Annotated in this window: 27 protein-coding genes, 2 pseudogenes and 1 riboswitch; of the genes and pseudogenes, 13 read left to right on the top strand and 16 right to left on the bottom strand. The window is 43.5% G+C overall.

Features of this window, described 5'->3' with window-relative positions; all coding sequences use genetic code 11:
• The first annotated feature begins 104 nt into the window (after positions 1-104).
• From Ami103574_RS16225 to Ami103574_RS16215, 3 genes and pseudogenes are all read left to right on the top strand, one after another.
• A complete protein-coding gene (locus Ami103574_RS16225; RefSeq protein WP_163068041.1) occupies positions 105-194 on the top strand; it encodes a transposase in 90 nt (29 codons plus the stop codon).
• Between the two features lie 91 nt (positions 195-285).
• A complete protein-coding gene (locus tag Ami103574_RS16220) occupies positions 286-516 on the top strand; it encodes a DDE-type integrase/transposase/recombinase (RefSeq protein WP_163067874.1) in 231 nt (76 codons plus the stop codon).
• Positions 517-560: 44 nt separating this feature from the next.
• Positions 561-760 (top strand): annotated as a pseudogene (locus Ami103574_RS16215) (IS3 family transposase).
• 523 nt (positions 761-1,283) lie between these two features.
• Here the strand turns inward: Ami103574_RS16215 and Ami103574_RS16035 are convergent.
• The 9 genes and pseudogenes from Ami103574_RS16035 to Ami103574_RS15570 form a co-directional block, all read right to left on the bottom strand.
• Positions 1,284-1,409, bottom strand: a complete 126-nt coding sequence (locus Ami103574_RS16035; protein ID WP_163067872.1) for a M15 family metallopeptidase — start codon at positions 1,407-1,409, stop codon at positions 1,284-1,286.
• A 61-nt stretch (positions 1,410-1,470) separates the two neighbouring features.
• Positions 1,471-1,689 carry a serine hydrolase gene (locus Ami103574_RS16030; RefSeq protein WP_163067871.1) on the bottom strand — a complete coding sequence of 73 codons (219 nt, stop codon included), beginning with the start codon at positions 1,687-1,689 and terminating at the stop codon, positions 1,471-1,473.
• A 31-nt stretch (positions 1,690-1,720) separates the two neighbouring features.
• Positions 1,721-1,918, bottom strand: a complete 198-nt coding sequence (locus tag Ami103574_RS16025) for a serine hydrolase (protein WP_281350957.1) — start codon at positions 1,916-1,918, stop codon at positions 1,721-1,723.
• Positions 1,894-2,142, bottom strand: coding sequence for a serine hydrolase (locus tag Ami103574_RS16210; protein WP_408609109.1), 249 nt, complete (start codon positions 2,140-2,142; stop codon positions 1,894-1,896). The genes Ami103574_RS16025 and Ami103574_RS16210 overlap by 25 nt, the downstream gene beginning before the upstream one ends.
• Before the next feature lie 210 nt (positions 2,143-2,352).
• Positions 2,353-3,018: pseudogene (locus tag Ami103574_RS16020) on the bottom strand (APC family permease); the annotation flags it as partial.
• Between the two features lie 79 nt (positions 3,019-3,097).
• Entirely contained in the window at positions 3,098-3,694 is a 597-nt protein-coding gene (locus Ami103574_RS16015) for an amino acid permease (RefSeq protein ID WP_281350932.1), read from the bottom strand.
• A 187-nt stretch (positions 3,695-3,881) separates the two neighbouring features.
• Positions 3,882-4,586, bottom strand: coding sequence for a serine hydrolase (locus Ami103574_RS15580; protein WP_163067868.1), 705 nt, complete (start codon positions 4,584-4,586; stop codon positions 3,882-3,884).
• A 58-nt stretch (positions 4,587-4,644) separates the two neighbouring features.
• Entirely contained in the window at positions 4,645-5,592 is a 948-nt protein-coding gene (locus Ami103574_RS15575; protein WP_281350956.1) for a sigma-54 interaction domain-containing protein, read from the bottom strand.
• Between the two features lie 247 nt (positions 5,593-5,839).
• On the bottom strand, positions 5,840-6,379 hold the full coding sequence (locus Ami103574_RS15570; RefSeq protein WP_163067866.1) for a hypothetical protein: 540 nt from the start codon (positions 6,377-6,379) through the stop codon (positions 5,840-5,842).
• Positions 6,380-6,593: 214 nt separating this feature from the next.
• Between Ami103574_RS15570 and lysA the strand changes: the two genes are divergently transcribed.
• A complete protein-coding gene (gene lysA, locus Ami103574_RS15565; RefSeq protein ID WP_163067865.1) occupies positions 6,594-7,877 on the top strand; it encodes a diaminopimelate decarboxylase in 1,284 nt (427 codons plus the stop codon).
• A gap of 68 nt (positions 7,878-7,945) precedes the next feature.
• On the opposite strand, the gene Ami103574_RS15560 is transcribed toward lysA, so the two are convergent.
• Together Ami103574_RS15560 and Ami103574_RS15555 are read right to left on the bottom strand one after the other, a co-directional pair.
• The gene (locus Ami103574_RS15560) at positions 7,946-8,677 is read right to left on the bottom strand and encodes a TIGR03915 family putative DNA repair protein (RefSeq protein WP_163067864.1); all 732 of its coding nucleotides are present in this window, start codon (positions 8,675-8,677) and stop codon (positions 7,946-7,948) included.
• Positions 8,658-10,172, bottom strand: a complete 1,515-nt coding sequence (locus tag Ami103574_RS15555; RefSeq protein ID WP_163067863.1) for a putative DNA modification/repair radical SAM protein — start codon at positions 10,170-10,172, stop codon at positions 8,658-8,660. The genes Ami103574_RS15560 and Ami103574_RS15555 overlap by 20 nt, the downstream gene beginning before the upstream one ends.
• A gap of 262 nt (positions 10,173-10,434) precedes the next feature.
• Between Ami103574_RS15555 and Ami103574_RS15550 the strand changes: the two genes are divergently transcribed.
• Together Ami103574_RS15550 and pyk are read left to right on the top strand one after the other, a co-directional pair.
• Positions 10,435-11,406 (top strand): patatin-like phospholipase family protein, encoded by a 972-nt coding sequence (locus tag Ami103574_RS15550; protein ID WP_163067862.1) that lies wholly within the window; start codon positions 10,435-10,437, stop codon positions 11,404-11,406.
• A gap of 71 nt (positions 11,407-11,477) precedes the next feature.
• The gene (gene pyk, locus Ami103574_RS15545) at positions 11,478-12,905 is read left to right on the top strand and encodes a pyruvate kinase (protein ID WP_163067861.1); all 1,428 of its coding nucleotides are present in this window, start codon (positions 11,478-11,480) and stop codon (positions 12,903-12,905) included.
• Positions 12,906-12,990: 85 nt separating this feature from the next.
• On the opposite strand, the gene Ami103574_RS15540 is transcribed toward pyk, so the two are convergent.
• From Ami103574_RS15540 to Ami103574_RS15520, 5 genes are all read right to left on the bottom strand, one after another.
• The gene (locus tag Ami103574_RS15540) at positions 12,991-13,314 is read right to left on the bottom strand and encodes an energy-coupling factor ABC transporter substrate-binding protein (RefSeq protein WP_330587126.1); all 324 of its coding nucleotides are present in this window, start codon (positions 13,312-13,314) and stop codon (positions 12,991-12,993) included.
• The gene (locus Ami103574_RS15535) at positions 13,314-14,078 is read right to left on the bottom strand and encodes an energy-coupling factor ABC transporter permease (RefSeq protein WP_330587124.1); all 765 of its coding nucleotides are present in this window, start codon (positions 14,076-14,078) and stop codon (positions 13,314-13,316) included. Before Ami103574_RS15535 ends, Ami103574_RS15540 begins: the two co-directional genes overlap by 1 nt.
• Before the next feature lie 19 nt (positions 14,079-14,097).
• Positions 14,098-14,925 carry an energy-coupling factor ABC transporter ATP-binding protein gene (locus Ami103574_RS15530; RefSeq protein ID WP_163067860.1) on the bottom strand — a complete coding sequence of 276 codons (828 nt, stop codon included), beginning with the start codon at positions 14,923-14,925 and terminating at the stop codon, positions 14,098-14,100.
• Positions 14,926-14,935: 10 nt separating this feature from the next.
• Positions 14,936-15,790, bottom strand: coding sequence for a cobalt ECF transporter T component CbiQ (gene cbiQ, locus Ami103574_RS15525; RefSeq protein WP_163067859.1), 855 nt, complete (start codon positions 15,788-15,790; stop codon positions 14,936-14,938).
• Between the two features lie 165 nt (positions 15,791-15,955).
• Positions 15,956-16,159: riboswitch (cobalamin riboswitch) on the bottom strand.
• Positions 16,160-16,233: 74 nt separating this feature from the next.
• Positions 16,234-17,010 carry an NAD-dependent protein deacylase gene (locus Ami103574_RS15520; protein ID WP_163067858.1) on the bottom strand — a complete coding sequence of 259 codons (777 nt, stop codon included), beginning with the start codon at positions 17,008-17,010 and terminating at the stop codon, positions 16,234-16,236.
• Positions 17,011-17,391: 381 nt separating this feature from the next.
• Here Ami103574_RS15520 and Ami103574_RS15515 point away from each other — a divergent pair, with 381 nt between their 5' ends.
• The 7 genes from Ami103574_RS15515 to Ami103574_RS15485 are packed head-to-tail and all read left to right on the top strand — an operon-like array spanning position 17,392 to position 23,897.
• Complete coding sequence (locus tag Ami103574_RS15515; RefSeq protein ID WP_163067857.1) at positions 17,392-18,300, top strand: substrate-binding domain-containing protein; 909 nt, start codon at positions 17,392-17,394, stop codon at positions 18,298-18,300.
• 1 nt (position 18,301) lies between these two features.
• Positions 18,302-19,162: a phosphate ABC transporter permease subunit PstC gene (gene pstC / locus Ami103574_RS15510; protein WP_163067856.1), complete on the top strand. Its 861-nt coding sequence runs from the start codon at positions 18,302-18,304 to the stop codon at positions 19,160-19,162.
• Positions 19,149-20,054 (top strand): phosphate ABC transporter permease PstA, encoded by a 906-nt coding sequence (gene pstA / locus Ami103574_RS15505; RefSeq protein ID WP_163067855.1) that lies wholly within the window; start codon positions 19,149-19,151, stop codon positions 20,052-20,054. The genes pstC and pstA overlap by 14 nt, the downstream gene beginning before the upstream one ends.
• 23 nt (positions 20,055-20,077) lie before the next feature.
• Positions 20,078-20,827, top strand: a complete 750-nt coding sequence (gene pstB / locus Ami103574_RS15500) for a phosphate ABC transporter ATP-binding protein PstB (RefSeq protein WP_163067854.1) — start codon at positions 20,078-20,080, stop codon at positions 20,825-20,827.
• A 45-nt stretch (positions 20,828-20,872) separates the two neighbouring features.
• Positions 20,873-21,547, top strand: a complete 675-nt coding sequence (gene phoU / locus Ami103574_RS15495; protein WP_163067853.1) for a phosphate signaling complex protein PhoU — start codon at positions 20,873-20,875, stop codon at positions 21,545-21,547.
• 3 nt (positions 21,548-21,550) lie between these two features.
• The gene (locus tag Ami103574_RS15490; protein WP_163067852.1) at positions 21,551-22,222 is read left to right on the top strand and encodes a winged helix-turn-helix domain-containing protein; all 672 of its coding nucleotides are present in this window, start codon (positions 21,551-21,553) and stop codon (positions 22,220-22,222) included.
• Positions 22,223-22,235: 13 nt separating this feature from the next.
• Positions 22,236-23,897, top strand: coding sequence for a sensor histidine kinase (locus tag Ami103574_RS15485; protein ID WP_163067851.1), 1,662 nt, complete (start codon positions 22,236-22,238; stop codon positions 23,895-23,897).
• Positions 23,898-24,199: the final 302 nt, after the last annotated feature.

Raw genomic sequence — 24,199 nt, 5'->3', positions numbered from 1 at the left:
TATTACTACCATGAAAACAACTGACAAAACAGACAAATACAGAGATGACAAAGAGGTCATAGCCCAATCTACCATGAACACAAAGGTCGCTATGCTATCGGCGTATTACAGCAGAACTGTGCAAACGCGGATTTTCGTTAAACCACAAAACGGTACAGCGTTTGATAAGCAGCTCGGCCTTGTTTGCCGTGTAGGATGAAAAAGTATCGCTCTTACAAGGGTGAGGTGGAAGATTGCTCTCAATCTCTTGGAACGGAACTTTGAGGCTGAAAAGCCGAACCAGAAGTGGTGACTGATGTCAAGAATTCAGCCTATTGGCCAAAGCTTTATCTGTCACCAATTCTTGACCTGTGCAGCAGGGATATTGTCAGTTATTCCATCTCAGACCGTCCGGTTCTGTCCATGGTGACGCAGATGTTGGACAAAGCTTTTTCAAGAATTCCGGACGGAACAAATCTTATTTTGCATTCCGGCCAGGGCTGGCAATATCACACAAGCAGTACCAGCAAATGCTGAAGGCGAAGGATATCCGACAGAGTATGAGCCGCAAAGGCAATTGATTGGACAATGCCGTCATTGAAAATTTCTTTGGTCTACTGAAAAGTGAACTACTGTATTTACAGACATTTGAATCCATGGAACATTCAAGGCTGAACTTATTGACTATATTGATTATTACAACAATCGCCGCATCAAAGCAAAGTTAAAGGGCTTGCCGCCTGCTTTTCACAGACACAAGCCCTCAAGGCTACTTAATTAAAATATTTGTCTAACTTTTCCGTCAGGCACTTTCTTTATCTCTAAAGAGATAAAGAAGAATTAGGGAATCCCTTTAATTTTAATAAGCTTTCAAGGTATAGTCCATGTATAGCGTTGGTTTATTCTGTCTGTCGTAAAAATGCCACCATTCTTTTCATAATTTTCAAAGCCAACACTTTCCATTACATCAATTAAAAACTTCGCATTCTCCTTTGCCTCGCAATCGCCTTTTAACGAGGAAAAGGAGGCTGCTTCTCCAAAGTAGTCAAAAGGTGTGGCATTACTAGTTCCTTTCCTTGAGAATCAACAAGGGTGACATCAACGCACATACCATTGAGGTGGCTTTGTCGGCAATGTTTCATGTCTTCCTCACTAGGAGGTGTCGCAACAAAATTATCGTCCTGCACAATTTCCCAGAGTAATTTTTGTGCCCATATGGGCCTATACGCATCTAATACTTTGATAAAATATCCTTTTAATTTAAAAATTTCTTTGCCGCTATGAGTAATTGTCGGTATCCGGATTTAAAAACATTCATTAATCCCATATATATTTTTTTTTGTAAAATTATCCGTTGTTGCATATTTTAAATCAATAACAAATTCATCATCCAGATCCAAAAGTCTGATTAATTCTATCTTCTTATTCATAATACTTGTGTCCTTTATCAATCTTTTGTTCCAAAACAAAATTCATATGAAATATCTCTTATTAAGTCATCAAATTTTGGCACATCCGTCTCATTCGATGCAAAAATAATAATAAAAGCTCTTCTCCATAGACAATGCCAGCATCATTTGAGATACCATCATCATCACCGGTTTTATGGGCAACAGGTATCTGTTCCAGCATTTTTCCAGGGATTTTATAGTTAACTTGCTGATTGAGCAATGTTCTTTCTATTTCTTCATCTATTTCTTTATTAAACAATTCTTTTTATATATTTTTTCTAACAAAACACCTATTCTCTTGGCATAAATTTATTTTCTTTACCCTGATTAACTGCAACTTCATCAAATAAAAATCGCTCTAGCACGGTATGCTCAAGGCCGAATGTCTTAAAGCCAGCATTAAAAGCATTTACCCCTAGCTGCTTGATTAAAATGTTTGTAGCTGTATTGTCACTTAGTGCAATCATAAAATTGCATAATGTTCTAATGTCCAGAATGGGACACTCAGAAATAAGTTAATTGCCCCGCAGCTTGGGAGAATGTCTTCTTTACATACTTGCACGCGTTGTTTTAAATCAAGCTGCCCAAGTGAATACCTTCTCATTATTTCAACATATATCGGCAATTTTATTATGCTTGCTGAATGAAACAAGAAGTCTTCATGATAGGCAATCTCTTTTCCATTAGATAAGTTTTTATAGTAAAAACCAATTTTTCCCTGTTGTTCTCTCAGTCTATCTATTATCGTTTATTCATCATAGTCTTCCTTCCCAGACATTCATTCTTAATTTGTAAGCCACACAAACCGAATAATCGGCTTGTGTGGCAAATTATAACGAGACATCTTTTTATTCTATTTCTTCACCAGAATAACTTATTCCTGCATTTTTTTTCTTAAAATACAGGTAAACGACTACGCCAACTAGTGGAACAACCAAGCGATTAGAGAATTGATTGGATCTGTGATAAGCTGATTAATTAATAGGACTGCAAAAAGTATTACTGTAACAATAATTGTCGGCATGCCGCCCCATACTCGATAAGGACGCTCAATATTCGGATACTTTTTTCTGCATATTGGAACTGCTATAACGGTAAGCATATTTAAAATGGCCTGGACAAAGATTACTAAATTAATCAGTTGGTCCAGATTTCTTAAACATACTAGAAAAATTGCTACAGCTGAAGAAGCGATAATAGCATTTGCAGGTACTCCTTGACTGTTCAGTTTAGAAAATGACTTTGGAAAATATCCTTGTTTGGACATAGCATAGTAGGATCTTGGAAAAACTAGAATCCCTCCATTCATAGTACCGATTACACCAACAATCATTCCAGCCAGCACTAAGGAGTATCCCAGATTTCCCATCAATTGTTTTGCAACTTCACTTCCTAAGTATAAATTTCCGTCAGAAATCATGCTTGTCATTTGCCCTACCGGCAATACTCTATAAATAGCAAAATAAAAATGGTATATAGGAGTGTGATTCCTCCTAAAGAAATAATAATGGCAAGAGGTAAATTCTTCTTAGGATTTTTCAATTCCTCAGCAACCCCATTCATATTGGTCCAACCTTCGTAAGCCCATAAGGTTGCGAAAGTTGCAAAAGCAATCAATGAAATGACGCCTGAAACTCCTGATACGCCTTCAAAAGCAGATCCAAAACTTAAATCCGGGGTTCTTTACCCATTAGCAAGCCAAAGATAATAATAAGTGCCAGAGGTAAAAGCCTAAAAATCATCGTAAAATTTTGGAAATAACTGGAACCCTTTACGCCGAAAAGATTTGTGATTGTAAAGATAATGATTAGTGCAATGGCCATTAATTTCACTGTCCAACCACCTACTCCAATGACGCCGGCAAACGCTGATGCTCCTGCAATCGCTAGGGCTGCAGTTGATCCAGAACCATTGATTAAAAACAAATTAAATCCATTGATAAAGCCGACTACAGGACTGTATGCTCTGCTCAAATAAACGGTTTGGCCTCCGGCAACAGGCATAGATGCACCTAACTCAGCAAAACATAATCCGCCTAGAATAGATACGAAGCCACCAATAATCCAGCATAATAATGCTAAGCCGATATTCATCGTTGTCCGTTCTAGCACATAGGACCCCAGATAATATACTCCGGAGCCAATGACCATACCTGCTACCAGGCTGACCCACCAAATAGCCCAATATCTTTTCGGAATCCAGAAGGCTGTTGGGAGTCGATTTTTGTTTGATTTGTCATTTTCATTTCCTCCAATTTGACTCATATATTTTAACTCACTTATTTTAAATGCAATTCTCGTTCCAAATATATTATTTTATTGAACTATTGAAAAAAGTTCTTTATATACCTTTTTAACAAAAAAAAGTCCATTAAAAGGCATAAACCATAATGGACTTACTTGTTTGTGTTCGGTTATCCGAACGTAGTGTTTGATATTTTGAACAGATAGTTTACTTGTTTGCATGATTATAACACATTAAGGCAATATCTCTCATAATGCTCTCTAATTTCCTTGTGTTCACATCATTAGAACCCATGCAGATAATAAACGGGTTCTCTGAAAAAACAATACCGATATTATGCAAAATTTTAAAATCAGCTCCCTGCAAATGGGCAATAGGCATTTCTTCTTCAAAATAATAAGGAATAATATTATTTCGCTGCTGTTCTTTTAAAATATTAATAATTTCCTGACTAAATTCAGAGGATATGACTTGGAGATGGTATAATCTCCTGAGCAGTTCTCCCATCTCAACCAGAGAAAATTTGTTTTCAAAACCCTCAGCGGCTTTCTTTTTGTCAAAAAATTTTCTTTCAATCCTAGTCTTATCAAAACCCATAGCTGCCATGGTGTGATTGATATTATGGATTCCAAGTATTTCAATTAGGATATTAGTAGCTGTATTATCACTGACGATAATCATTAGCTTGTAAAGATCTTCTATAGTAAGCTCTATAGATTCATGAAGATTGTTCAAAGCTCCCAGAGAAGGTACTTTATCGGTTTCTTTTAAATAGTATGAATTGTTTTTCTTCAAAATTCCTGCATCAATTTGCCTGAAAGCCTCTACTATAATAGGAAGTTTTGCAATTCCTGCGGATACAAACACATCAGAATTTCCCACCACACAGCTTTCTTCTGATAATAGATTCAAATAAAATACGCCTATTTTGCCATCAATCTTTCCGATTCTGTTTTTATTTTGCTTGATATCATTTTTCTTCCTCTAATTCATACTTTCGTATCTTTTCAAATAAATTTGTCCGACCGATTTTTAAACTTTTAGCAGTTCGTCCCTTTTCAAAATTGTTTTCGATTAGAGCTCGTAAAATTATTTTTTTTTCGGTCATTTCAAGTTCTTCCTTTAAACTATAAAACCCGTCCGCTATCTCAGAGGAACCTGGTGGTGTTGGAAGATCAAGATGCTCCGGGAAAATTATTTTATTATCACAAAGTACAGATGCTTTTTCTAAGATATTTTCTAATTCGCGAATATTTCCAGGCCAGTTATATTGCTTCATTTTCTCTATTGCTTGAGAGCTTAGTATCAATGGCTCTATTTCTAACCTTTTACATATTTTAGGCAAAAGCACACTGCTGAGCAATTGAATATCTTCAATTCTTTCTCTAAGTGGTAAAAGGTCAATTGGAAATACGTTGATTCTATAATATAGATCTTCTCTGAAGCTTCTGTCATGAATCATCTGTTTTAAGTCCCGGTTTGTCGCTGTTATAAATCTGCAATTAATGTGAATTTTTTCGTTTCCGCCAACTCGATAAAATGTTTTTTCTTGTATTACTTCCAGCAATCTACCTTGCAGATCCATTGGCAGTTCTGCAATTTCATCTAAGAAGATCGTGCCGTTTTGGGCCATTTCAAAGTACCCTTTTTTCCCTCCTTTTTTCGCACCTGTAAACGCACCTTCTGCATAACCAAAAAGTTCGCTTTCAATGAGAGCAGGAGGTATGGCAGCACAGTTTACGTGTACAAAAGGACCCTCATTTTTTCTGCTGCTTCTATGGATTTCACGTGCTAAAAACGTTTTTCCAGTTCCACTTTCACCCGTTAACATAATTGCAATGTTTGATGTGGACACTTTTTTTAACAAAATTTTATTTTCTAGAATATTACTGCTTACACCTAGTGCTTGATATTTGATGAAAAGCTTTCCAATACGGCATCACGGGCCTGTAACTTCCTTAATTGTTCCAGCTCCTGCATATAGTTAGAAATTGTATTAAGAATATACGCTTCATTTTCAATACTGATAATTCTAATCTGTTCATTAAATTGCCTATATAATTTTACAGTAATACGGATTGCCTCTCCGTGAACCCTAATTTTTTTATTTCCTCCATTATAGATGTCCAGGATCGCATCATATATTTTATTTTCAAAAATCTCGTCTAAGCTGATATTTGATTTTCCCCAAAGAAAATAGAGGCCGGAAAGCGTTCTCCTTCCAAGATGCCGGCAAGGTTTTCACTAGATAGAAATTTTATGCGACTTTCATCTATAATCATTAACTTGCCATTGCAGTCATTATCCTTCAGCGTTTCCTGATCTAAAGTAATTTTTGCATGATTCTTGCTGGCTTGTACTTGTATCTGTCGACCACATAGAATCGTATCAATATCAATTTTCTTTTCATTTACCATAATAATTTGGGAATCATTTCTTCCAAATATCCCGAGAAAGGCAATAGGGTTTTCATATATGATATTTTCCTTGATATTGAATTTGTTCCATAATATTCTGCATGTAGCGGCAGCCTTACTTGCTTTAGTATGAACATATAAAATGACGTCATTGTCTTGCAAGTATCCCTCATCATAAACGATATAGCTAGAGCCTCTCTTCATATATGGGACCAGGGCCTTACCTACTTCCAGCAGTCCATTTTGCTGGTTAAGAATTATACTATTTTGACTCTTCATATTTTCCATAATTATCTAACCAATTGATACGAAGTAATAACTGTTGTTTAAAATTTTTTAGAATTTATATAAATTTTATCAAACAAAGGCCATAATAGCAAAGTAAATATAATATTGTTCTAAAATTATAAAAGTAGTCTGCTCATTCTCTAACAAGAAAGATATAGTTGGCATGTAAATTGCTTTAATATAGTATTATTACGCAAGAAGAAAGGAAATTACTATGATACTGGAAACGCATAACTCAAATTTATATTTCGACGGTTGTGATACGATAGAGCTGGCAAAAGAATATGGCACACCACTTTTTGTGATGTCAGAAACAGCCATCGTAGATAAATGTCAGGAATTAAAGAAAGATTTTCTAAGCCAATATGAAAATACCCGCGTGGCCTATGCTGCAAAAGCATTTTTAACCACTGCACTTTGTAAGATTTTAGAAAGAGAAGGATTTTGTATTGATGTGGTATCTGGAGGGGAGCTATATACTTGTATATCTGCTGGATTTCCATCAGAAAAAATTGAATTTAACGGAAATAATAAATCAGAAGAAGAGATCAGCATGGCAATCGATTATCAAGTTGGAAGAATTATTGTTGATAATCCCGCAGATTATCAGGTAATCCAGCGGATTGCAAGAGAAAAGCAAAAAAAAGCCCGGATTTTATTCCGAATTACACCAGAGATAAAGATTGATACACATGCACATATATCTACTGGTCAAAAGGATTCTAAATTTGGCGTACCACTAAATGATTCTATTTTTTATCCGCTAATACAAGCAGCGATAGAATCAGAATATATCGAGTTTCTAGGCTTTCATTTTCACTTAGGTTCTCAGATTTTTGACAATCAACCCTATATAAATGCTACCATTAAAACACTGGATTTAATAGAAGAAGTAAGGAAACGGTACAATTATACAATACAAGAGCTAAATGTGGGAGGAGGCTTCGGCATCCGCTATACCGAAGGAGATTCTCCAAAACCTTATTCTTATTTTTTAGAACCAGTCATGAAGCTGATCTATGAATTTTTCGACAGCAGAGATTTAAAAAGACCATCTGTGGTCATCGAACCAGGAAGAAGTTTTATCGGAGAAAGTGGAATTACACTTTACACCATTGGAAATATCAAAGAGATACCGGATGTCCGCACCTACGTTTCTGTAGATGGAGGAATGACGGATAATATCCGGCCAGCCCTATACGATGCAGTCTATGAGGGTGCCATTGCTAATAAAATGAATTTGGAAAGACATAAAAACGTGACTATCTGCGGTAAATGCTGTGAATCCGGAGATATATTAATTAAAAATCTATGCGTACCAAATGTGGAAAGAGGCGATATATTGACAGTGTTCAACACTGGTGCATATTGTTTTTCCATGTCTTCAAACTATAACAAAAATAGGCTTCCTGCAGTAGTCCTGACCAAAGAAGGGAAAGCGAGATTAATTGTGAAAAGACAGTCATATCAAGATCTAATTGAGCGTGAATTAGTGTAGCTTTGCCTATAAAAACCCTCTAAAAAATAAAACGAAGGCTTCCGATATAAATCATATGGGAAGCCTTTTTATATTTCTGTTAGGTGCTTCCAATAACGCACCGGCATAAAGTTTTTCTGGCAGGTGGGATTGGTTCGCTCCTGGATGGCAATGGTCTGAAAGTATTTTTTCCATAGGGCTCGGTATTCCTGCTCCTGAGCGGAAAATTGGGGTAAATTGGCCTCGGTAAAGGCTGTGATATACCACTCGCCACCTTGGGCCACCAGAGCTTTACCCCGGCGTTTATCATGTAGGATAAACGGATCGTGTTTATAGCGGTCAGAAAAGTGTTCTGCCATAAACTCCAAGATGTCATGATCCGGTTCTACAACTGCATAGAGGATATCTCCTTCCAGCACAGAGAAGCGCAGCAGTCCATAAAGTCGGTGGACTTCGGCGCCTATTTTCTTTTCCGCTTGCGCCACGGGAAAGACGTAAGGATTGCCGTGAAGAAGGCTGGTTTTGGAGCCTTCCTTAAAGCCTAAGCGAATATAGTTTAAGAGCAGCAGCTCCCGATTTTCTACAGAGGAGAGAAAAACCCGATAAATGCGCTGGAGGTCGTAAGCGGAAATCTTTTTTTCAATGGCCTCATAGACCCGGGTAGCTTTTTCTGCCTCTGTTTGAACCTCTGTAAAGCCGTAGAATAGGCTAGGCTGATATTGAGCAGCTGGATAGATGCCGGAGGCCTTTTCACCGTAGTAGTGCCAGTATATGCAGGTTAGAAATCCTTCAAAGCTGCCGTCATATAAGTAATCCACCATCTGTTTTCAGCCTCCTTTGTGGGGTATTGGGATGAAGAGAATCCGGAGCTTCCAGTCGAAAGCTGCCGGGGGTGAACATGGACAGCTGGGAGTCCTCCTTTGGGGGCAGCAGTTGGCTCTTTATGCGGTCTGATTCCAGGACCTTACTCCTTACATACTCCGGAGATAGCTCTTTTTCTCCGTAATATTTGCCGGAGCAAGTCAGGAAAAATCGAGCTCGCTTGAGGACTACGCCCATTTTTTTGAGGTCATCGTACTTGACCGCAGAGACTTTTCGCTGGCGAAGAATGCGCAGGGCGGATACGGTTCCCAATCCAGGTATACGCAGAAGCTCTTCCATGGAGGCCTTGTTGACCTCAATGGGGAAGAGCTGGATGTTGCGCAGGGCCCAGGTAATCTTAGGATCTAACTCCAAATCCAGGTTGGGTTCTGATTCGGTGAACATCTCTTCAGCAGTAAAGCCATAGAACCGCAGAAGCCAGTCTGCCTGATAGAGCCGATGCTCTCGTGTCAGCGGCGGGGCGGTGAATACGGAGGGAAGCAAGGGGGAATCGCTGATGGGAATGTAGGCACTAAAATATACTCGTTTCATCTTGAAGGAACGGTACAAGCTTTCAGAGGTCTTAACAATCTGCCGGTCCGTTTCCGTGCCTGCCCCAATGATCATCTGGGTAGTCTGACCAGCAGGGCAAAACTTTTCCTTGTATTTATAGCGAGGCTCCCGTATTAGAGCATGCTCACCGCCATTACTCATCTGGTACAGGCTGCCTTCCCCCAAGTGAACCTGTGCTCCGGCTGTAGGAACCAGGGTTTTTCCTTCTGGATGGAGATAGTGCAGGGAGTCGTTGAGGTTTTCCCCTTTGAACATCGTACCGGGGCCTTTAAGGGAACGCTGCTGAATCAAGGTATTGGTGATCTGCGTCATGGGGGTAAAAATCGCTTTGGCCTTTTTCTGAGGAGCCAGCCGCTGGAGGCTGGCTTCGGTAGGCAGCTCAATGTTGACACTGAGCCGATCTGCTACTAGTCCGATGGCGTGAGTCAACTCCTGGGATACGCCGGGAATAATCTTGGCGTGAATATAGCCGGCAAAACCGTAGTCGTATCGCAGCATGGACAGACATTGAAGGATTCGCTCGGCGGTGTAGTCGGGGGAGACTTCCACAGCCGAGCTGAGAAACAGACCCTCGATGTAGTTCCGCCGATAGAATTCCATCGTCAGCTCAGCCAGCTCAGCAGGCTCAAAACTAGCTCGCTGTACATCTACGCTGCGGCGGTTGGTACAGTACTGACAATCGTAAGCACACTTGTTGGTAAACAGCACCTTCAGTAAAGAGATGCAGCGGCCGTCAGCAGACCAGGAATGACAGATGCCTGCATTGGACGCACTTCCCCGGCGGCCAGAATTTTTCCGCTCTACCCCGCTGCTGGAGCAGGAGACATCGTATTTGGCACTGTCGGCTAAAATTTTTAGCTTGTTCATCAGGGAGCTGTCCATAGGTTGTTTCCTCCGAATTTGAATGAATGGGCCGCGGGGCAAGCCTGCTGACATAAAATATTTCTTAAAAATATTGCCTTGGTCGGTCATTCCGGTTATGCTATCTTTACAAGATGGTATCTTGCGTTTATGTTAATCATTTATAGAGTTCATTATAACATAAAAAGAACGAATGTTCAAAACATATATTTTGGAAATTTGCACAACCTAATGTCGGCAGACGGCAAGACCGGCTCGCAGGCTTTTACAGGAGGATACAGGAATGGGGACAGGGAAGACAGCACTGGTCTTGGGTGGCGGAGGCGCCAAGGGAGCCTACGAAATCGGTGTGTGGCAGGCACTGAATGAATTGGGAGTGGATATCCATATTGTGACGGGGACGTCTATCGGTGCGGTGAACGGCGCTTTGGTAGCACAAAACGATTTTGAAGCAGCCAAGAGCAGCTGGAGCGAAATTAAAGAGAGTACGATAACAGAGTTGACAGAGCGGGAGGAGCTGCGCCAAATCTTAGAGCGGTATATAAAAGAAGATGTTATACGCAGGGGGCCGGTGGAATACGGCCTGGTGACTGTAGAATTTCCCTCTTTTAAGGAGCATTGCACGTTTTTGGCGGACATGCCGGAAGGAGAGCTGCTGGACTATATTTTAGCCAGCGCGGCTTGCTTCCCCATTATACAACCCTACGAGATTGATAATAAGAAGTTTATTGATGGGGCGTACTTTGATAATTTGCCGGTGGAAATGGCTTTAGAAAAGGGCGCCGAGCATGTAATAGCGGTAGATCTGGAAGCCATCGGCCTGTTGAGAAAAGCGACCTGGAAGGATTCGCCCCGACTGACAATCATTGCCTCCGCATGGAACTTAGGTAAGTTTTGGGCCTTTGAGCCGGAAAATGTCAAACGGATTTTACGGCTGGGTTATTTGGATACCATGAAAGCTTTTGGTGCTTTTTCGGGGAAGAAATATACGTTTCTCCGAGGTCAATTTGCCGGAGAGAGGCTGGAGGAGGCCGATGCAGCGGCGGCCGCCTTTGAATTGGATCCTGCTATTGTCTATAGTAAGGAAGTGCTGGACCAGAAATTGCTGGAGGCGGTGAACCAAGAAACTAGCAGGCAATGGAAGGAAGATGTTAAATCCAAGGTAAAGCGTTTTTTGACCGATGGACCGGGGACTTTGCTGGAGGAAGAAATTTTAGCCAAAAGGTATGTAGTAAGGAATGGAATACTGTGGTAAACTACGTGTATACAGACAATATGAAAAGTATGAGCCTATGGCGCTTATGAGGAAAAGGAAAGGTGATAGCAATGAGAAAAACAAAGATAATTTGTACCTTGGGCCCTTCGACCACAGATGATGAAACCTTGAGAAAGCTTATGGTAGAGGGAATGAATGCGGCAAGATTAAATTTCTCTCACGGAGATCACCAGCAGCATGGGAAGACGTTGCAGAGAATCCGCCAGATGCGGGATGAGCTGGGACTGCCTGTTGCCACCATATTAGATACAAAGGGACCGGAGATTCGGGTTCGTCAGTTTGAAAACGACAAAATATTCCTAGAAAGGGGACAGCAGTTCACCTTGACCACCCGGCAGATGATGGGCGACCAGCATATAGCCAGCATTACTTATGCTGACTTGCCAAAGGATGTCCACCAGGGCATGATAATTCTTATCGACGATGGGCTTATTGAACTGAAGGTCTTAGAGGTAGGAGAAACGGATATTCTCTGTGAAGTAGAAAACGGCGGAGCGGTATCCAATAATAAAGGGGTCAATGTGCCCAATTCCAATTTATCCATGCCGTTTATCAGCCAGCGAGATTATGAGGATATTCTTTTCGGTGTGGAACAGGATGTAGACTTTATAGCGGCATCTTTTGTTCGCACAGCCGAAGATGTCCAAGCTATCAAAGATATTTTGAGCCAGCAGCAGTGCGATACTATTAAGATTATTGCTAAGATTGAAAATATGCAAGGCGTAGATAACGTTGATAAGATTATTGAAATTGCTGACGGAATCATGGTGGCCAGAGGAGACATGGGCGTAGAGATTCCATTGGAGGATGTCCCGGTACTGCAAAAGCTTATTATTAAAAAGTGCATCGCAGAAGGAAAGATTGTTATTACTGCTACGCAGATGCTGGATTCGATGATGAAGAATCCAAGGCCTACGAGAGCGGAAGCCACTGATGTAGCCAACGCAATCTATGACGGAACCAGTGCCATCATGCTTTCGGGGGAGACGGCAGCAGGGGCCTATCCGGTAGAGGCCTTGCAGACCATGGTGCGGATTGCCGAACGGGCAGAAGAAGATATTAACTACAAGAGCCGATTTGCTCAAATCCGAGAATTTGATAAGCCCGATGTGACTACGGCTATTTCTCATGCGACTTGTACTACTTCCATGGATTTAAATGCAGCAGCCATTATCACAGTGACCGCTTCTGGACGGACAGCCCACATGATTTCCCGCTACCGGCCAGGCAGTCCCATCATCGGCTGCACCAGCAACGCCTGCGTATGGCGACAGCTGAACCTGGCGTGGGGTGTGCAGCCCTTAATCATTCCCGAATACCAAAACACCCGGGATCTCTTCAACTCAGCAGTAGCTGCCGCCAGTAAAGCCGGTTATGTAGAAAACGGTGAAATCGTGGTGCTGACTGCGGGAGTACCAATCGGCATATCTGGCACGACTAATATCTTAAAGGTTCAGATTGCTGGAGTGTATCACTGATTGAAAATAAAAGAAGACCATGGCCCTGAAAGAGCCATGGTCTTCTTCTTTTGTATGCGTAAATGTGATTCTCGCGTGAATGTACTTAATGGGTATTTTTGCCGTTCTTTTTCTCCTGCTTGGAGCGTTCTACCAGTCGGCCCATGACAAAGGCGATGACGCCTACGCCGATACCCGTCTGAAGGCAGAATACCAAACTTTCCACTTCTCCTGGGATTTCACCCCCGATAGCGGTCTCTAATACCGGTGTAAACCATGGGGTATATTCTTCACCCATAATCGTAGAGATCGCCTCTCCACCGGCATCGTCAGAACCACCAAATTCAGCACCTTTTAAGGCGAATAGGGGAACAATAGCGATTAGAAAAACAATTATTAGTAAAATGATAACCTTTGATCTCGTCTTCATTATTTTGTGTCACCTCCAACTGCAAACTTTAAAGCGTTTAATTCTGGTTTAGCGTAAGTCTCAAGACCCATGACGATAACCACCGTCAGGATACCCTCAATGATGGCTAGAGGAACCTGAGTAGGGGCGAAAACCGCCAGGAACTTTAAGAGGGAAGCCATATATCCGCCGGTTGGAGACGGGTACGCCATGGTCAGCTGGAAACTGGTTACACAGTAGGTAAACAGGTCGCCGATGGAGGCTGCCAAAAAGATGCCCACGCTCTTGTTTACCTTTAGCTTCTTGCACAGGGCATAGATACCGAAGGAAACGAAAGGACCGGCAATGGCCATGGAGAAGGTGTTGGCTCCCAGAGTGGTCAGACCACCATGAGCTAACAAAATGGCCTGGAATATCAATACGATAATGCCCAGGATGCTGACTGCGCTAGGTCCGAGCAAGATGGCACCTAGTCCAGTACCTGTCATGTGAGAGCAGCTGCCTGTCACTGACGGAATCTTCAAGGAAGACAGCACGAACACGAAAGCCGCTGCCATGGCAATCATGGTAATATTTCTGCGGTTGTCTGCTAAGGTCCGTTTGATGGATAGGAAACCTGCCACTAAAAACGGCAGGCAGATTACACCCCATACGATGCAAAAGGTAGGAGGCAGATAGCCCTCCATAATGTGCATGGCGCTGGCTGACGGTGCTATGCCGAGAAATAAAGCAGCAACAGCAGTGCCTAAAATTAGTTTCTTTTCTTTCATAGTCATTTTTTTCATAGGTCTCTCCTTTTCTCTTTTATCTTTGAATGACTTTCTGCAATTCCTGAAACGTGGCAGGGTAGCGCTGCTCGTCGCCTACCAGAGACTGTTCCACCAGCAAGTCGTAAATCTTTAACAGCATAGGCTGTTTTAAATTGGCTTGCTCCAGGATGGCCATGTCCTGAAAAATTTTCAGGGGTGATCCATCGGCGATGATTTGCCCTTGGTTGAAAACGATCATGCGCTCAGCCCAGCGGTAGACAAAGTCTACGTCGTGGGTGGAGATTAACATGGTCTTTCCCTCGGAGGAAAGCTTTTCCAATACCTCCTCCAGCATTGCTGCGTTAAGGGGATCCAGCCCTGCCGTAGGTTCATCAAAGATGATAATTTCCGATCTCATAGCGATGATGTCGGCAATGCTGACGCGTTTTTTTTCGCCGCCACTCAGGTAATGGGGCGGCCGTTCTTTAAATTCAAGAATATTCATATAAGCCAAGGCTTCTTCCACCCGTTCCAAGACCTCTTCCCTGCTTAGCTTGAGGTTCATCGGCCCAAAAGCTACTTCGGCCAGGACCGTAGAAGCGATGATTTGGTTGTCCGCGTCCTGAAAGACAATGCCAATGTTTTTCCGCAGTTCCTTTAAATTTTTCTTTGTAATGGGCAGTCCACGGTAAAAAATCTGACCATCGTCTGGTGTAAGAACTCCGTTGGTGTTGAGGAAAAAAGTAGACTTTCCAGCTCCGTTGGAACCTACCACGGCAATTTTTTCACCTGGATAGATATCCAGGCTGATGCCGTTTAAAGCCGTCTTCCCGTTTCCGTAACAATAATGTAAATCCTGAATTTGTAAAATCGGCTCCTTCATAAGCGGCCTCCTATCTTGACATGACCCATAGCCCGAAGAGAAAAAAGATAAAAATTATAGCTGGGATTACCTGGCTGGTGCGGATTGGCCGCGGTTCTTCCAGGATGATAAACTCTCCGTCGTAGCATCTGGCTTCCATGGCGTCGTAATAGGCGCTGGACTTTTTCAGTGAAACGATCAGCATATTGCTTGCAACTTTTCCAAATGTATTCCAGGAAGTTTTCAAATCGCAGAAACCCAAGCGAGAGTCCGCAGAATTTCTGATATGGATATTGACGTCAATCAGGATGAAGATATACCGATAAGTCATCATCATCAACTCGGTAAACAGCTTTGGCACGCGGACTTTTTGGAGTACGCAGATAATCTCGGAGGATGGGGTGGATAAAGCCATCATCTCCATGGCGCTGACCGCGGCAAAGACCTTGAGGATTAAAAAACACATAGTCTGGATTCGTTCCCAGGATGTCACTATGTAGAAAAAACCTAGATGAAGGTTGAACTGGCTCACCGGCTTCAGCGCAAAATCAATGCCAATCATAATTGTTCCCAGCAGGATAAATGCGATGGGAATGGTTAGAATCGACAGGTAAGCGTGAAGAGGAAGTCGTCCCTTCACTACGGTCACATAGGCCATAGCGGCAATGACAGACAAGGATACCCAAGGGTTGTTTAAACCGATGGTCAAAATCAATGTCAATGCGGAGAGTGACACTTTAAACCCGGGGTTCCAATGACGTATCTCGGAGAGATACGCATAAAAGTCGATGGAGGAACCTTCTCCGTGCTTGTGCCCAATCTTGCGGTGCTTCTGGTGGCGGTGTCCGTGCTGGTGAGGTTTGTTCGTCTCGTTTTTTAGTGTCATGTGTGCTTCCATTTGTTTACCTCAGACGTCATCTTGTTAAAACGTGAATGGGGCTACGCCCCGGCTGCATCTCACAGGCGAATTTGCAATAAAAAAAGCTGTAGCAAAAAGCTACAGCCCGTTTTTCTGTAAGACACAATAAAAATATAAACCGATTACCCTTCGGATTACATGGAACTTTATGCAGGTCTTCTGGCTTGCGTATCAACACCGTCACCCGATCTTCCCAAAGCGGACGCTTCAGTGATCTTCCTTTGTGGAACAGGGTGGTGGCTCCTCGCTTACAGCGGCGGGACCGCGCAGGACTCTTACCTGCTTCCCTCTTAGCCGTCAACATTTTTTGACGGAACATAAAATATGTATTTAGTTGCATGTTCATATTACTACTTATCCTTTTTCCTGTCAAGGGTGATAAATAGATGAATGCTAAAGAATGTCAGATATTAAATAAAAGAATATTTTTTTGTAGCTTCCCGGAGAACTTTGCCGATGGCATCATAGATAACTAAATCAGCCTTGCGGTCGTAAGAGGTCTCAGACTTGTTGATGAGAACCAGGTGGTTTCCGTGAAAATAGTTAATCAGCCCCGCAGCAGGATATACTACTAGAGAGGTGCCGCCTACAATTAACGTGTCAGCTTGGGCGATGGCCGATATGGCACCTTCCATTACCTGGTCATTCAAACATTCTTCATAAAGAACGACGTCCGGCTTGACAATACCGCCGCACTTTTCGCACAAAGGAATTTGCCTTTTCTCCTCCGGATTGTCTTTGCAGTGGGCTGGATCCATGATGTACGCCAGGTCATAAGGGGCACCACATGCCATGCAGTTATTTCGCAGGACAGAGCCGTGGAGTTCAAAGACCGTCTTGCTGCCAGCCAACTGATGGAGGCCGTCGATGTTTTGAGTAACCACTGCTTTCAACTTGCCTGCGGCTTCCAGTCTAGCCAAGGCTAGGTGGGCGTCATTGGGCTTTGCTTCTGTGTAAATCAGGTTATTTTTATAATAATCGTAGAAGGTATCCAGATGCCCGTCGAAAAAACTGCGGGAAAGCATGGTTTCAGGTGGATGACCGTACTGGCTTACCGCCTGATACAGTCCGCTCTCTGAGCGAAAATCAGGGATGTTGCTTTCAGTGGAAACACCTGCTCCACCAAAGAATACTATATTCTGGCTATCCTGAATAATTTGGGACAGCTGTTGGATTTCTTGATTCATGGGATGCTCGCCCTCCTAACTTTTATAAGCCGTTTTCTTATCCGCTGTATAAACAATTTTTGTTTATGGACAATCGAAATAATAGATATTATTAGGATAACAGCCAAAAAGAGTTGTTTACTAATTCATTCAAATTTCTATTTACATTATAGTAATAACATAAATAGAAAGCAAGCAGTTTAAATTGTTGGAAATGGTGAAAACTAGAGCCATAGCCGCCAAATTGCCTGAGATTTTACATATATTTAACATGACTTTACAGACCTTTTACCACAGCCTGCTTGTTGATTTAACACGACGCATATACTATGTGAATGTAGACAAAATAAGAGTATTCACAAATGAATGTGATTAAAAAAGGTTGGCAAAGGAGAACGTGTGATGAAAAAAGGATTGAAGAAATTAATGGCATGTACTGCGGTGGCTGTATTGATTGCAGGAAGTTTTGCAGGATGTGGCAGCAAAGAAGCAGAAAATGGTGAGGCGGATTTTGACCACGATATTTCCGTTATATCCAGAGAAGATGGATCCGGCACCAGAGGGGCGTTTATCGAACTCTTTGGCATTGAAGAAAAAAATGATGCCGGTGAAAAAGTGGACAATACCACGGAAGAAGCCAATATTACCAATAATACCTCTGTCATGATGACCAGCGTATCCGGCGATCCATACGCCATCGGATACATTTCCTTAGGCTCTCTGAATGATACAGTTAAGGCAGTAAAGATTGATGGGGTTGCTCCGAGCAAGGAAGTAATCAAAAATGGCACCTACAAAATCGCCAGACCTTTCAACATCGCTACCAAGGATGGGGTTAGCGAAGTGGCTCAGGACTTCATTGACTACATCATGAGTGCAGAAGGTCAGAAGGTCATCGAAGGCAATGGATATATCTCCGTCAGCGATTCCGCGGCCTATGCCGGCACTATGCCAGAAGGCAAGATTGTTGTAGCAGGTTCCTCCTCTGTTACGCCAGTTATGGAAAAGCTGAAAGAAGCTTACTTGGCAGTTAATACAAATGCGTCTATTGAAATCCAGCAGAGTGATTCCACCACGGGTATGACTTCCGCTATTGATGGAATTTGTGACATCGGCATGGCATCCAGAGAATTGAAGGATACTGAATTGGAAGCAGGGCTTAAAGCCACTGCCATCGCTATGGACGGCATCGCGGTTATCGTCAACAAGGAAAGCACAGTGGATGAACTGACACCGGATCAGGTAAAAGCCATCTTTGTCGGTGAAGTGACGAACTGGTCAGAGGTTGTAGACTCAGAGGTCGTAGAATAAAATGAGAAACGCAAAAGAAACTTTTATGAGAGGCGTATTCTTTGCAGCTGCTTGCACTTCGGTGCTGGCAGTTGCTTTGATATGTATCTTTCTATTTACAAACGGCATACCAGCCATAAATGAGATTGGAGCAGCATCCTTCCTATTAGGGGAAAAGTGGAAGCCATCCAACGATATTTATGGCATATTCCCGATGATTTTAGGGAGCATCTATGTAACCGCAGGCGCTATTGTTATCGGCGTGCCTATCGGACTGCTGACAGCGGTATTCATGGCCCGGTTTTGCCCGAAGCCAATCTACAAGCCATTGAAAGCTGCTACGGAGTTGCTGGCAGGTATTCCTTCCATTGTTTATGGTTTCTTTGGATTGGTGGTACTGGTTCCTTTTATCCGAGACAATTTTGATGGCAACGGGAGCAGCATGCTTACGGCCTCCCTTTTACTGGGCATCATGATCTTGCCAACCATAATCGGTGTCAGCGAATCTGCCATCCGAACCGTCCCGGAATCTTATTATGAGGGGGCCTTGGCCCTAGGAGCCACTCACGAGCGAAGCATCTTCTGGGTGGTGCTGCCAGCAGCTAAATCGGGAATCATCGCCGGCATCGTTTTAGGTATCGGACGAGCCATCGGTGAAACCATGGCGGTGATGATGGTAGCGGGAAACCAAGCCAGAATGCCCGCAGGTATTTTCAAGGGCGTCCGGACTATGACCACCAACATCGTTATTGAGATGGGCTATGCGGCAGGTCTTCATCGGGAGGCCCTCATTGCGACAGCTGTGGTGCTGTTCGTTTTTATACTTATCATTAACTTGTCCGTATCTCTTTTGAACAGGAGGAATCTAAATGGAGGCAATTAAACAGTTCTCATCGTCGAGTCCTGACAAGGAAGCCATCAATAAGGTCAGCAACAGAGAAAAGATGAAAGCGTATCTGAGAAATCCCCTGTCCTTCGGCTTGTTTCTCTTAGTTATAGGGGCAGGAATCCTCACCTTTGGTGTGCTCATCTGTCTAGTGGGTTATATTCTGCTGAAAGGTATTCCCCACTTAGATCCCGGTCTCTTTGCTCTAAACTATAATACGGAAAACGTATCCCTGATGCCAGCGCTAATAAATACCGTGATCATGACCTTTTTCTCCTTGTTGATTGCTGCGCCCCTGGGGATATTTTCTGCTATTTTTCTGGTTGAATATGCTAAGCGGGGAAATAAATTTGTTAATATAATTCGACTTACGGCAGAGACTTTGGCCGGGATTCCTTCTATTGTGTATGGCTTGTTCGGCTTGTTGTTCTTTGTAACAGCGCTGGGCTGGGGATATTCTATTTTAGCAGGAGCGTTCACTTTAGCTATCATGATCTTGCCTCTGATTATGCGTACCACGGAGGAAGCCTTGAAGTCGGTACCGGATTCCTTTAGGGAAGGCAGTTTTGGCCTAGGCGCAGGAAAGCTGCGGACGGTATTCGTCATCGTGCTCCCAACGGCAGTACCCGGCATTTTGGCTGGAGTCATCTTGGGTACTGGGCGAATTGTAGGAGAGACAGCGGCGCTAATTTATACCGCTGGAACGGTGGCTGATATTCCTGAAAGTCTTTTGAGTTCAGGCCGAACTCTGGCCGTACACATGTACGCCCTATCCAGTGAAGGCCTGTACATGAATCAGTCCTATGCCACCGCAGTAGTGTTGTTAGTCATCGTCATTGCCATCAACACCCTATCTGGATTCATTGCTAAGCGTATTACTGCCCGTTGACACATAGAGAAGAGGATGAAATAATGGATAAAATAAAAGTAAAAGATTTGGACCTGTATTATGGCGATTTTAAGGCCCTAAAAGATGTCAATCTGACACTTCCGGAAAAGGAGATTACGGCCTTTATCGGGCCTAGTGGCTGTGGAAAATCCACCTTGCTGAAGTCTCTGAATCGAATGAATGATTTGGTAGAGGGTTGCCGCATAACCGGAGAGGTGCTGCTGGATGAACAGGATATCTACGGCAGTATGGACATCAATCTCCTGCGGAAGCGAGTAGGAATGGTGTTTCAAAAGCCCAATCCTTTTCCCATGAGCATTTTTGATAATGTGGCCTTTGGTCCAAGAACCCATGGGATTAAGTCTGGAGGCAGGCTGGCCGAATTGGTAGAAAAATCACTGCGGGATGCAGCTATTTGGGATGAAGTCAAGGATCGGCTCAAGAAGAGTGCTTTAGGCTTGTCTGGAGGGCAGCAACAGCGGCTTTGCATCGCCAGGGCTTTGGCGGTAGAACCAGAAGTGCTGCTGATGGATGAACCAACCTCTGCTTTAGACCCCATATCCACCTCCAAGATTGAAGATTTGGCCCTAGAATTGAAAAAGGATTATACAATCATCATGGTAACCCATAACATGCAGCAGGCTGCTCGAATTTCCGATAAAACGGCCTTTTTCCTTCTGGGTGAAGTGGTGGAATTCGGCGACACAGAGGAGCTGTTTGCTGTTCCGAAGAACAAAAAGACAGAAGATTATATCACCGGAAGATTTGGCTGATTTTCTTTATGAAATTGGTATGGTAAAATAGAAGGAGGAAGAGCCGTGCGAAATAGATTTGACACGCAGCTGACGTTATTAAATAAAGAAATCATTGAAATGGGAGCTTTATGTGAGACCACCATCAATGCTGCGGTAAAGGCACTGATTGAAAAGGATAGGGCATTGGCCAAGCAGACCATTGAGGCGGAGAAACAGATTGATCAAAAGGAAAAGGATATCGAAGCCCTGTGTTTGAAGCTGCTGTTGCAGCAGCAGCCTGTAGCTCGAGATTTACGGTTGATTTCTGCCGCCTTGAAGATGATTACTGATATGGAACGAATCGGGGATCAGGCAGCAGATATTGCAGACATCGTGCTGGTAGCTGACTTGACCCTGCCCACAGACTTTCAGGATATTAAGCTGATGGCGGAGGCCACTATCAAAATGGTGACAGAGAGTGTGGAAGCCTTCGTTCAGCGGGATTTGGTACTGGCTCGGGAAGTCATTGCTTATGACGATGTGGTAGATGATCTGTTTGACGTAGTCAAAGACGACGTCATTCAACTTATTGGTGATATGCCTAAGGCTGATAAGGAGATACGCAATCAGATGAGTTTAGATGTAATCGATATTCTGATGATTGCCAAATATTTTGAGCGAATCGGCGACCACGCCACCAATATCGCTGAGTGGGTGGAGTTTTCTATAACCGGTACTCATACGGAGCAAGAGGAGTAAAGAATGATATTTTGTGTGGAGGATGACAGCAGCATACGGGAATTAATTGTATACACCTTAAAGAACACCGGGTTTCAGGCGGAAGGGTTTGTGGACAGCGCCGAGTTTTTTCCAGCGCTGTCTCAGCAGACGCCGGAATTGATTTTGCTGGATATTATGCTTCCGGGGATGGATGGAATCGAAATTCTCAAACGAATCAAAGGCAGTAAAGCGACCAAAGACATTCCAGTGATTCTACTGACGGCTAAGGGGACGGAATATGATAAAGTCATCGGGCTAGATAGCGGTGCGGACGATTATGTGACCAAGCCTTTTGGTATGATGGAGCTCATCTCTCGGATTAAGGCTGTCTTACGCCGTGCGCAGCCACGGGAGCAGAGCAATCAACTGAGCTGCGGAGACATTCAGCTTCAAGCCGACAAGCACTTGGTAACAGCCGGGGGTCAAGAGGTTCAACTGACTTTAAAAGAATTTGAAATGCTCCGTTATCTGATGGAGAATCGCAGTTTAGTTCTTTCCAGAGATGTTTTACTGGAGCGCATCTGGGGTTATGATTTTGACGGAGAGACTCGCACCGTAGACGTTCATGTACGAACGCTGCGGCAAAAGCTGGGTAAAAGCGGACAGCTGATTGAAACCGTCCGGGGAGTGGGATATTTGATTAAAGAACAGTGATGGAGTGTAGACCATGAGAACAACCATATTTAAAAATTTTTTCTTCCTGTCTGCTGCCGCTATTCTCGTGACGACCCTGCTGATTTCGGTGGTGATGTATAAGGGATTTTACCGAGATATGCGGGTCGAAGTAGAGCAAGAGGCTAAATACATTGGGGCTGCTGTGGACCTGAACGGAGCTAGTTATTTGCAGACTATTGAGGATATTCGCGGCGATCGGGTCACTTTGATTGCTTCCGATGGCACGGTGGTCTTTGACAATCGGCAGAAGCCGTCTCTCATGGAGAATCACTTAGATCGGCCGGAAGTAGCTGCTGCCTTGACCCAAGGCAGCAGTGAAGGGGTGCGCATGTCGGAAACCTTAGGGCAGCAGACCTTTTACCACGCGATAAAGCTGGCAGATGGCAGTATCCTGCGAGTGGCTAACACCACTTCTAACGTGTATACGGTGGCGGCAATCAATCTAGTTTATGTGGCCCTCATCTGTCTGGTGATGCTGATTCTTATCTGGCTTCTGGCCAAGGGGCAGACAGAAGCCATTGTAGCTCCTATCAATCGGCTGGATTTAGAGAATCCCCTATCCAATCAAGTCTACGACGAATTCTCACCGTTGTTGAGAAAATTAGAACAACAGAACCGACTCATTCAGGAGACTTACAACACCTTGAAGAGGGAGCGAGATGAGTTCCAGTCTATTACCCAAAATATGAATGAAGGGCTTATCGTGCTCAACGGTCAGGGAGAAATGCTTTTAGTCAATAAGCGAGCCGGAGCGATTTTCGGCAAAGCGGCGACGGGGCACTACTTAACCCTGAATCGGAGTGCTGAATTTCGGGAAGTAGCAGAAAAGGCCCTGCAAGGCACCCCAGCCGAAAGTCAGTTGAGCCAAGGCGGGCGGATTTATCACCTATTGGCAGCCCCTTCCGCTGCAGGACAGGGCTCAGATGGTCAGCCGGAAGGAGCGGTGGTCCTCGCATTGGACGTCACAGAAAAAGAGGAGACCGATCATCTGCGCCGAGAGTTTTCAGGCAACGTGTCTCATGAGTTAAAGACACCGTTGACCTCGATTTTGGGTTATGCGGAAATCATGAAGGCGGGGATCGTGCCTCAGGCAGATATGCCGGATTTTGCTGCAAAGATATATAGCGAAGCCAAACGGATGATTGCCTTGGTAGAGGATATCTTAAAATTATCCAAGCTGGATGAAGGGTTGGGTGAAGAGGCCCACGGACCGGTGGATCTGCAAGAGGTGTGCAAGGGTGTGATGAATCGACTAGAGGCTGCGGCAGAGGCGGCACAGGTATCTTTGGAGTTTGACGGAACGGAAGGCAGCCAGCCGGTTTATGTAATGGGCTCTCTGCCGATGCTGGATGAATTGGTGTTCAACCTGTGTGAGAATGCGATTAAGTATAATAAGAGGCCGGGTCAAGTCAAAGTAACTCTGACAGCAGAACCGGTATGCTTGACAGTGGCGGATACGGGCATCGGCATTGCCAGAGAGCATCAGGAACGAGTATTTGAACGATTTTATCGGGTAGATAAGAGCCATTCCAAGATGACGGGCGGCACTGGATTGGGGCTTTCCATCGTAAAGCACGTGGTAAAGCGTCACGGAGCAGCCTTAGAACTAGAAAGTCAGCAAGGGAAAGGAACCACTATTCGAGTATGCTTTTAAGTTTTTGAGCTTCGTAAGCTGAAAATCTGGAGGATTAAAATAGGCGCTCGGAGGTAACAACTCTCGAGCTTAAAAAATAGCAAAGGTGAAGTGTGCAGCCGAGGACGGAGTACGGGTTTTGAAAAGCCCGTGCCCGTCAGGGCTTTTTTGTTTTTGGGAAGGAAAACCAAAATCCTGCTAGATAAATGAAAGACAAAGTATTAAAATAAGAAAGATGGATAGAATTAAGTTAATTATTGTTTAAATCAATAGAACCTGACTGATTGTAGTTTGCAAAAATGAAAAGAGGCCAGATTATTAAA

Source organism: Aminipila butyrica (assembly GCF_010669305.1).
Lineage (GTDB): Bacteria > Bacillota > Clostridia > Peptostreptococcales > Anaerovoracaceae > Aminipila > Aminipila butyrica.
This window is presented reverse-complemented; position numbering and strand designations above follow the sequence as displayed.

What these genes read in the sequence shown, in the direction of transcription:
- Ami103574_RS15555 (WP_163067863.1), bottom strand. Translation starts at nt 10,172, where the DNA reads ATGGACAGCTCCCTGATGAACAAGCTAAAAATTTTAGCCGACAGTGCC.
- pyk (WP_163067861.1), top strand. Translation starts at nt 11,478, where the DNA reads ATGAGAAAAACAAAGATAATTTGTACCTTGGGCCCTTCGACCACAGAT.
- Ami103574_RS15540 (WP_330587126.1), bottom strand. Translation starts at nt 13,314, where the DNA reads ATGAAGACGAGATCAAAGGTTATCATTTTACTAATAATTGTTTTTCTA.
- cbiQ (WP_163067859.1), bottom strand. Translation starts at nt 15,790, where the DNA reads ATGACACTAAAAAACGAGACGAACAAACCTCACCAGCACGGACACCGC.
- Ami103574_RS15520 (WP_163067858.1), bottom strand. Translation starts at nt 17,010, where the DNA reads ATGAATCAAGAAATCCAACAGCTGTCCCAAATTATTCAGGATAGCCAG.
- pstC (WP_163067856.1), top strand. Translation starts at nt 18,302, where the DNA reads ATGAGAAACGCAAAAGAAACTTTTATGAGAGGCGTATTCTTTGCAGCT.
- Ami103574_RS15570 (WP_163067866.1), bottom strand. Translation starts at nt 6,379, where the DNA reads ATGGAAAATATGAAGAGTCAAAATAGTATAATTCTTAACCAGCAAAAT.
- lysA (WP_163067865.1), top strand. Translation starts at nt 6,594, where the DNA reads ATGATACTGGAAACGCATAACTCAAATTTATATTTCGACGGTTGTGAT.
- Ami103574_RS16015 (WP_281350932.1), bottom strand. Translation starts at nt 3,694, where the DNA reads ATGAGTCAAATTGGAGGAAATGAAAATGACAAATCAAACAAAAATCGA.
- Ami103574_RS15530 (WP_163067860.1), bottom strand. Translation starts at nt 14,925, where the DNA reads ATGAAGGAGCCGATTTTACAAATTCAGGATTTACATTATTGTTACGGA.
- Ami103574_RS15550 (WP_163067862.1), top strand. Translation starts at nt 10,435, where the DNA reads ATGGGGACAGGGAAGACAGCACTGGTCTTGGGTGGCGGAGGCGCCAAG.
- Ami103574_RS16035 (WP_163067872.1), bottom strand. Translation starts at nt 1,409, where the DNA reads ATGAATAAGAAGATAGAATTAATCAGACTTTTGGATCTGGATGATGAA.
- Ami103574_RS15515 (WP_163067857.1), top strand. Translation starts at nt 17,392, where the DNA reads ATGAAAAAAGGATTGAAGAAATTAATGGCATGTACTGCGGTGGCTGTA.
- pstA (WP_163067855.1), top strand. Translation starts at nt 19,149, where the DNA reads ATGGAGGCAATTAAACAGTTCTCATCGTCGAGTCCTGACAAGGAAGCC.
- Ami103574_RS15485 (WP_163067851.1), top strand. Translation starts at nt 22,236, where the DNA reads ATGAGAACAACCATATTTAAAAATTTTTTCTTCCTGTCTGCTGCCGCT.
- Ami103574_RS15535 (WP_330587124.1), bottom strand. Translation starts at nt 14,078, where the DNA reads ATGAAAAAAATGACTATGAAAGAAAAGAAACTAATTTTAGGCACTGCT.
- Ami103574_RS15560 (WP_163067864.1), bottom strand. Translation starts at nt 8,677, where the DNA reads ATGGTGGATTACTTATATGACGGCAGCTTTGAAGGATTTCTAACCTGC.
- pstB (WP_163067854.1), top strand. Translation starts at nt 20,078, where the DNA reads ATGGATAAAATAAAAGTAAAAGATTTGGACCTGTATTATGGCGATTTT.
- Ami103574_RS15490 (WP_163067852.1), top strand. Translation starts at nt 21,551, where the DNA reads ATGATATTTTGTGTGGAGGATGACAGCAGCATACGGGAATTAATTGTA.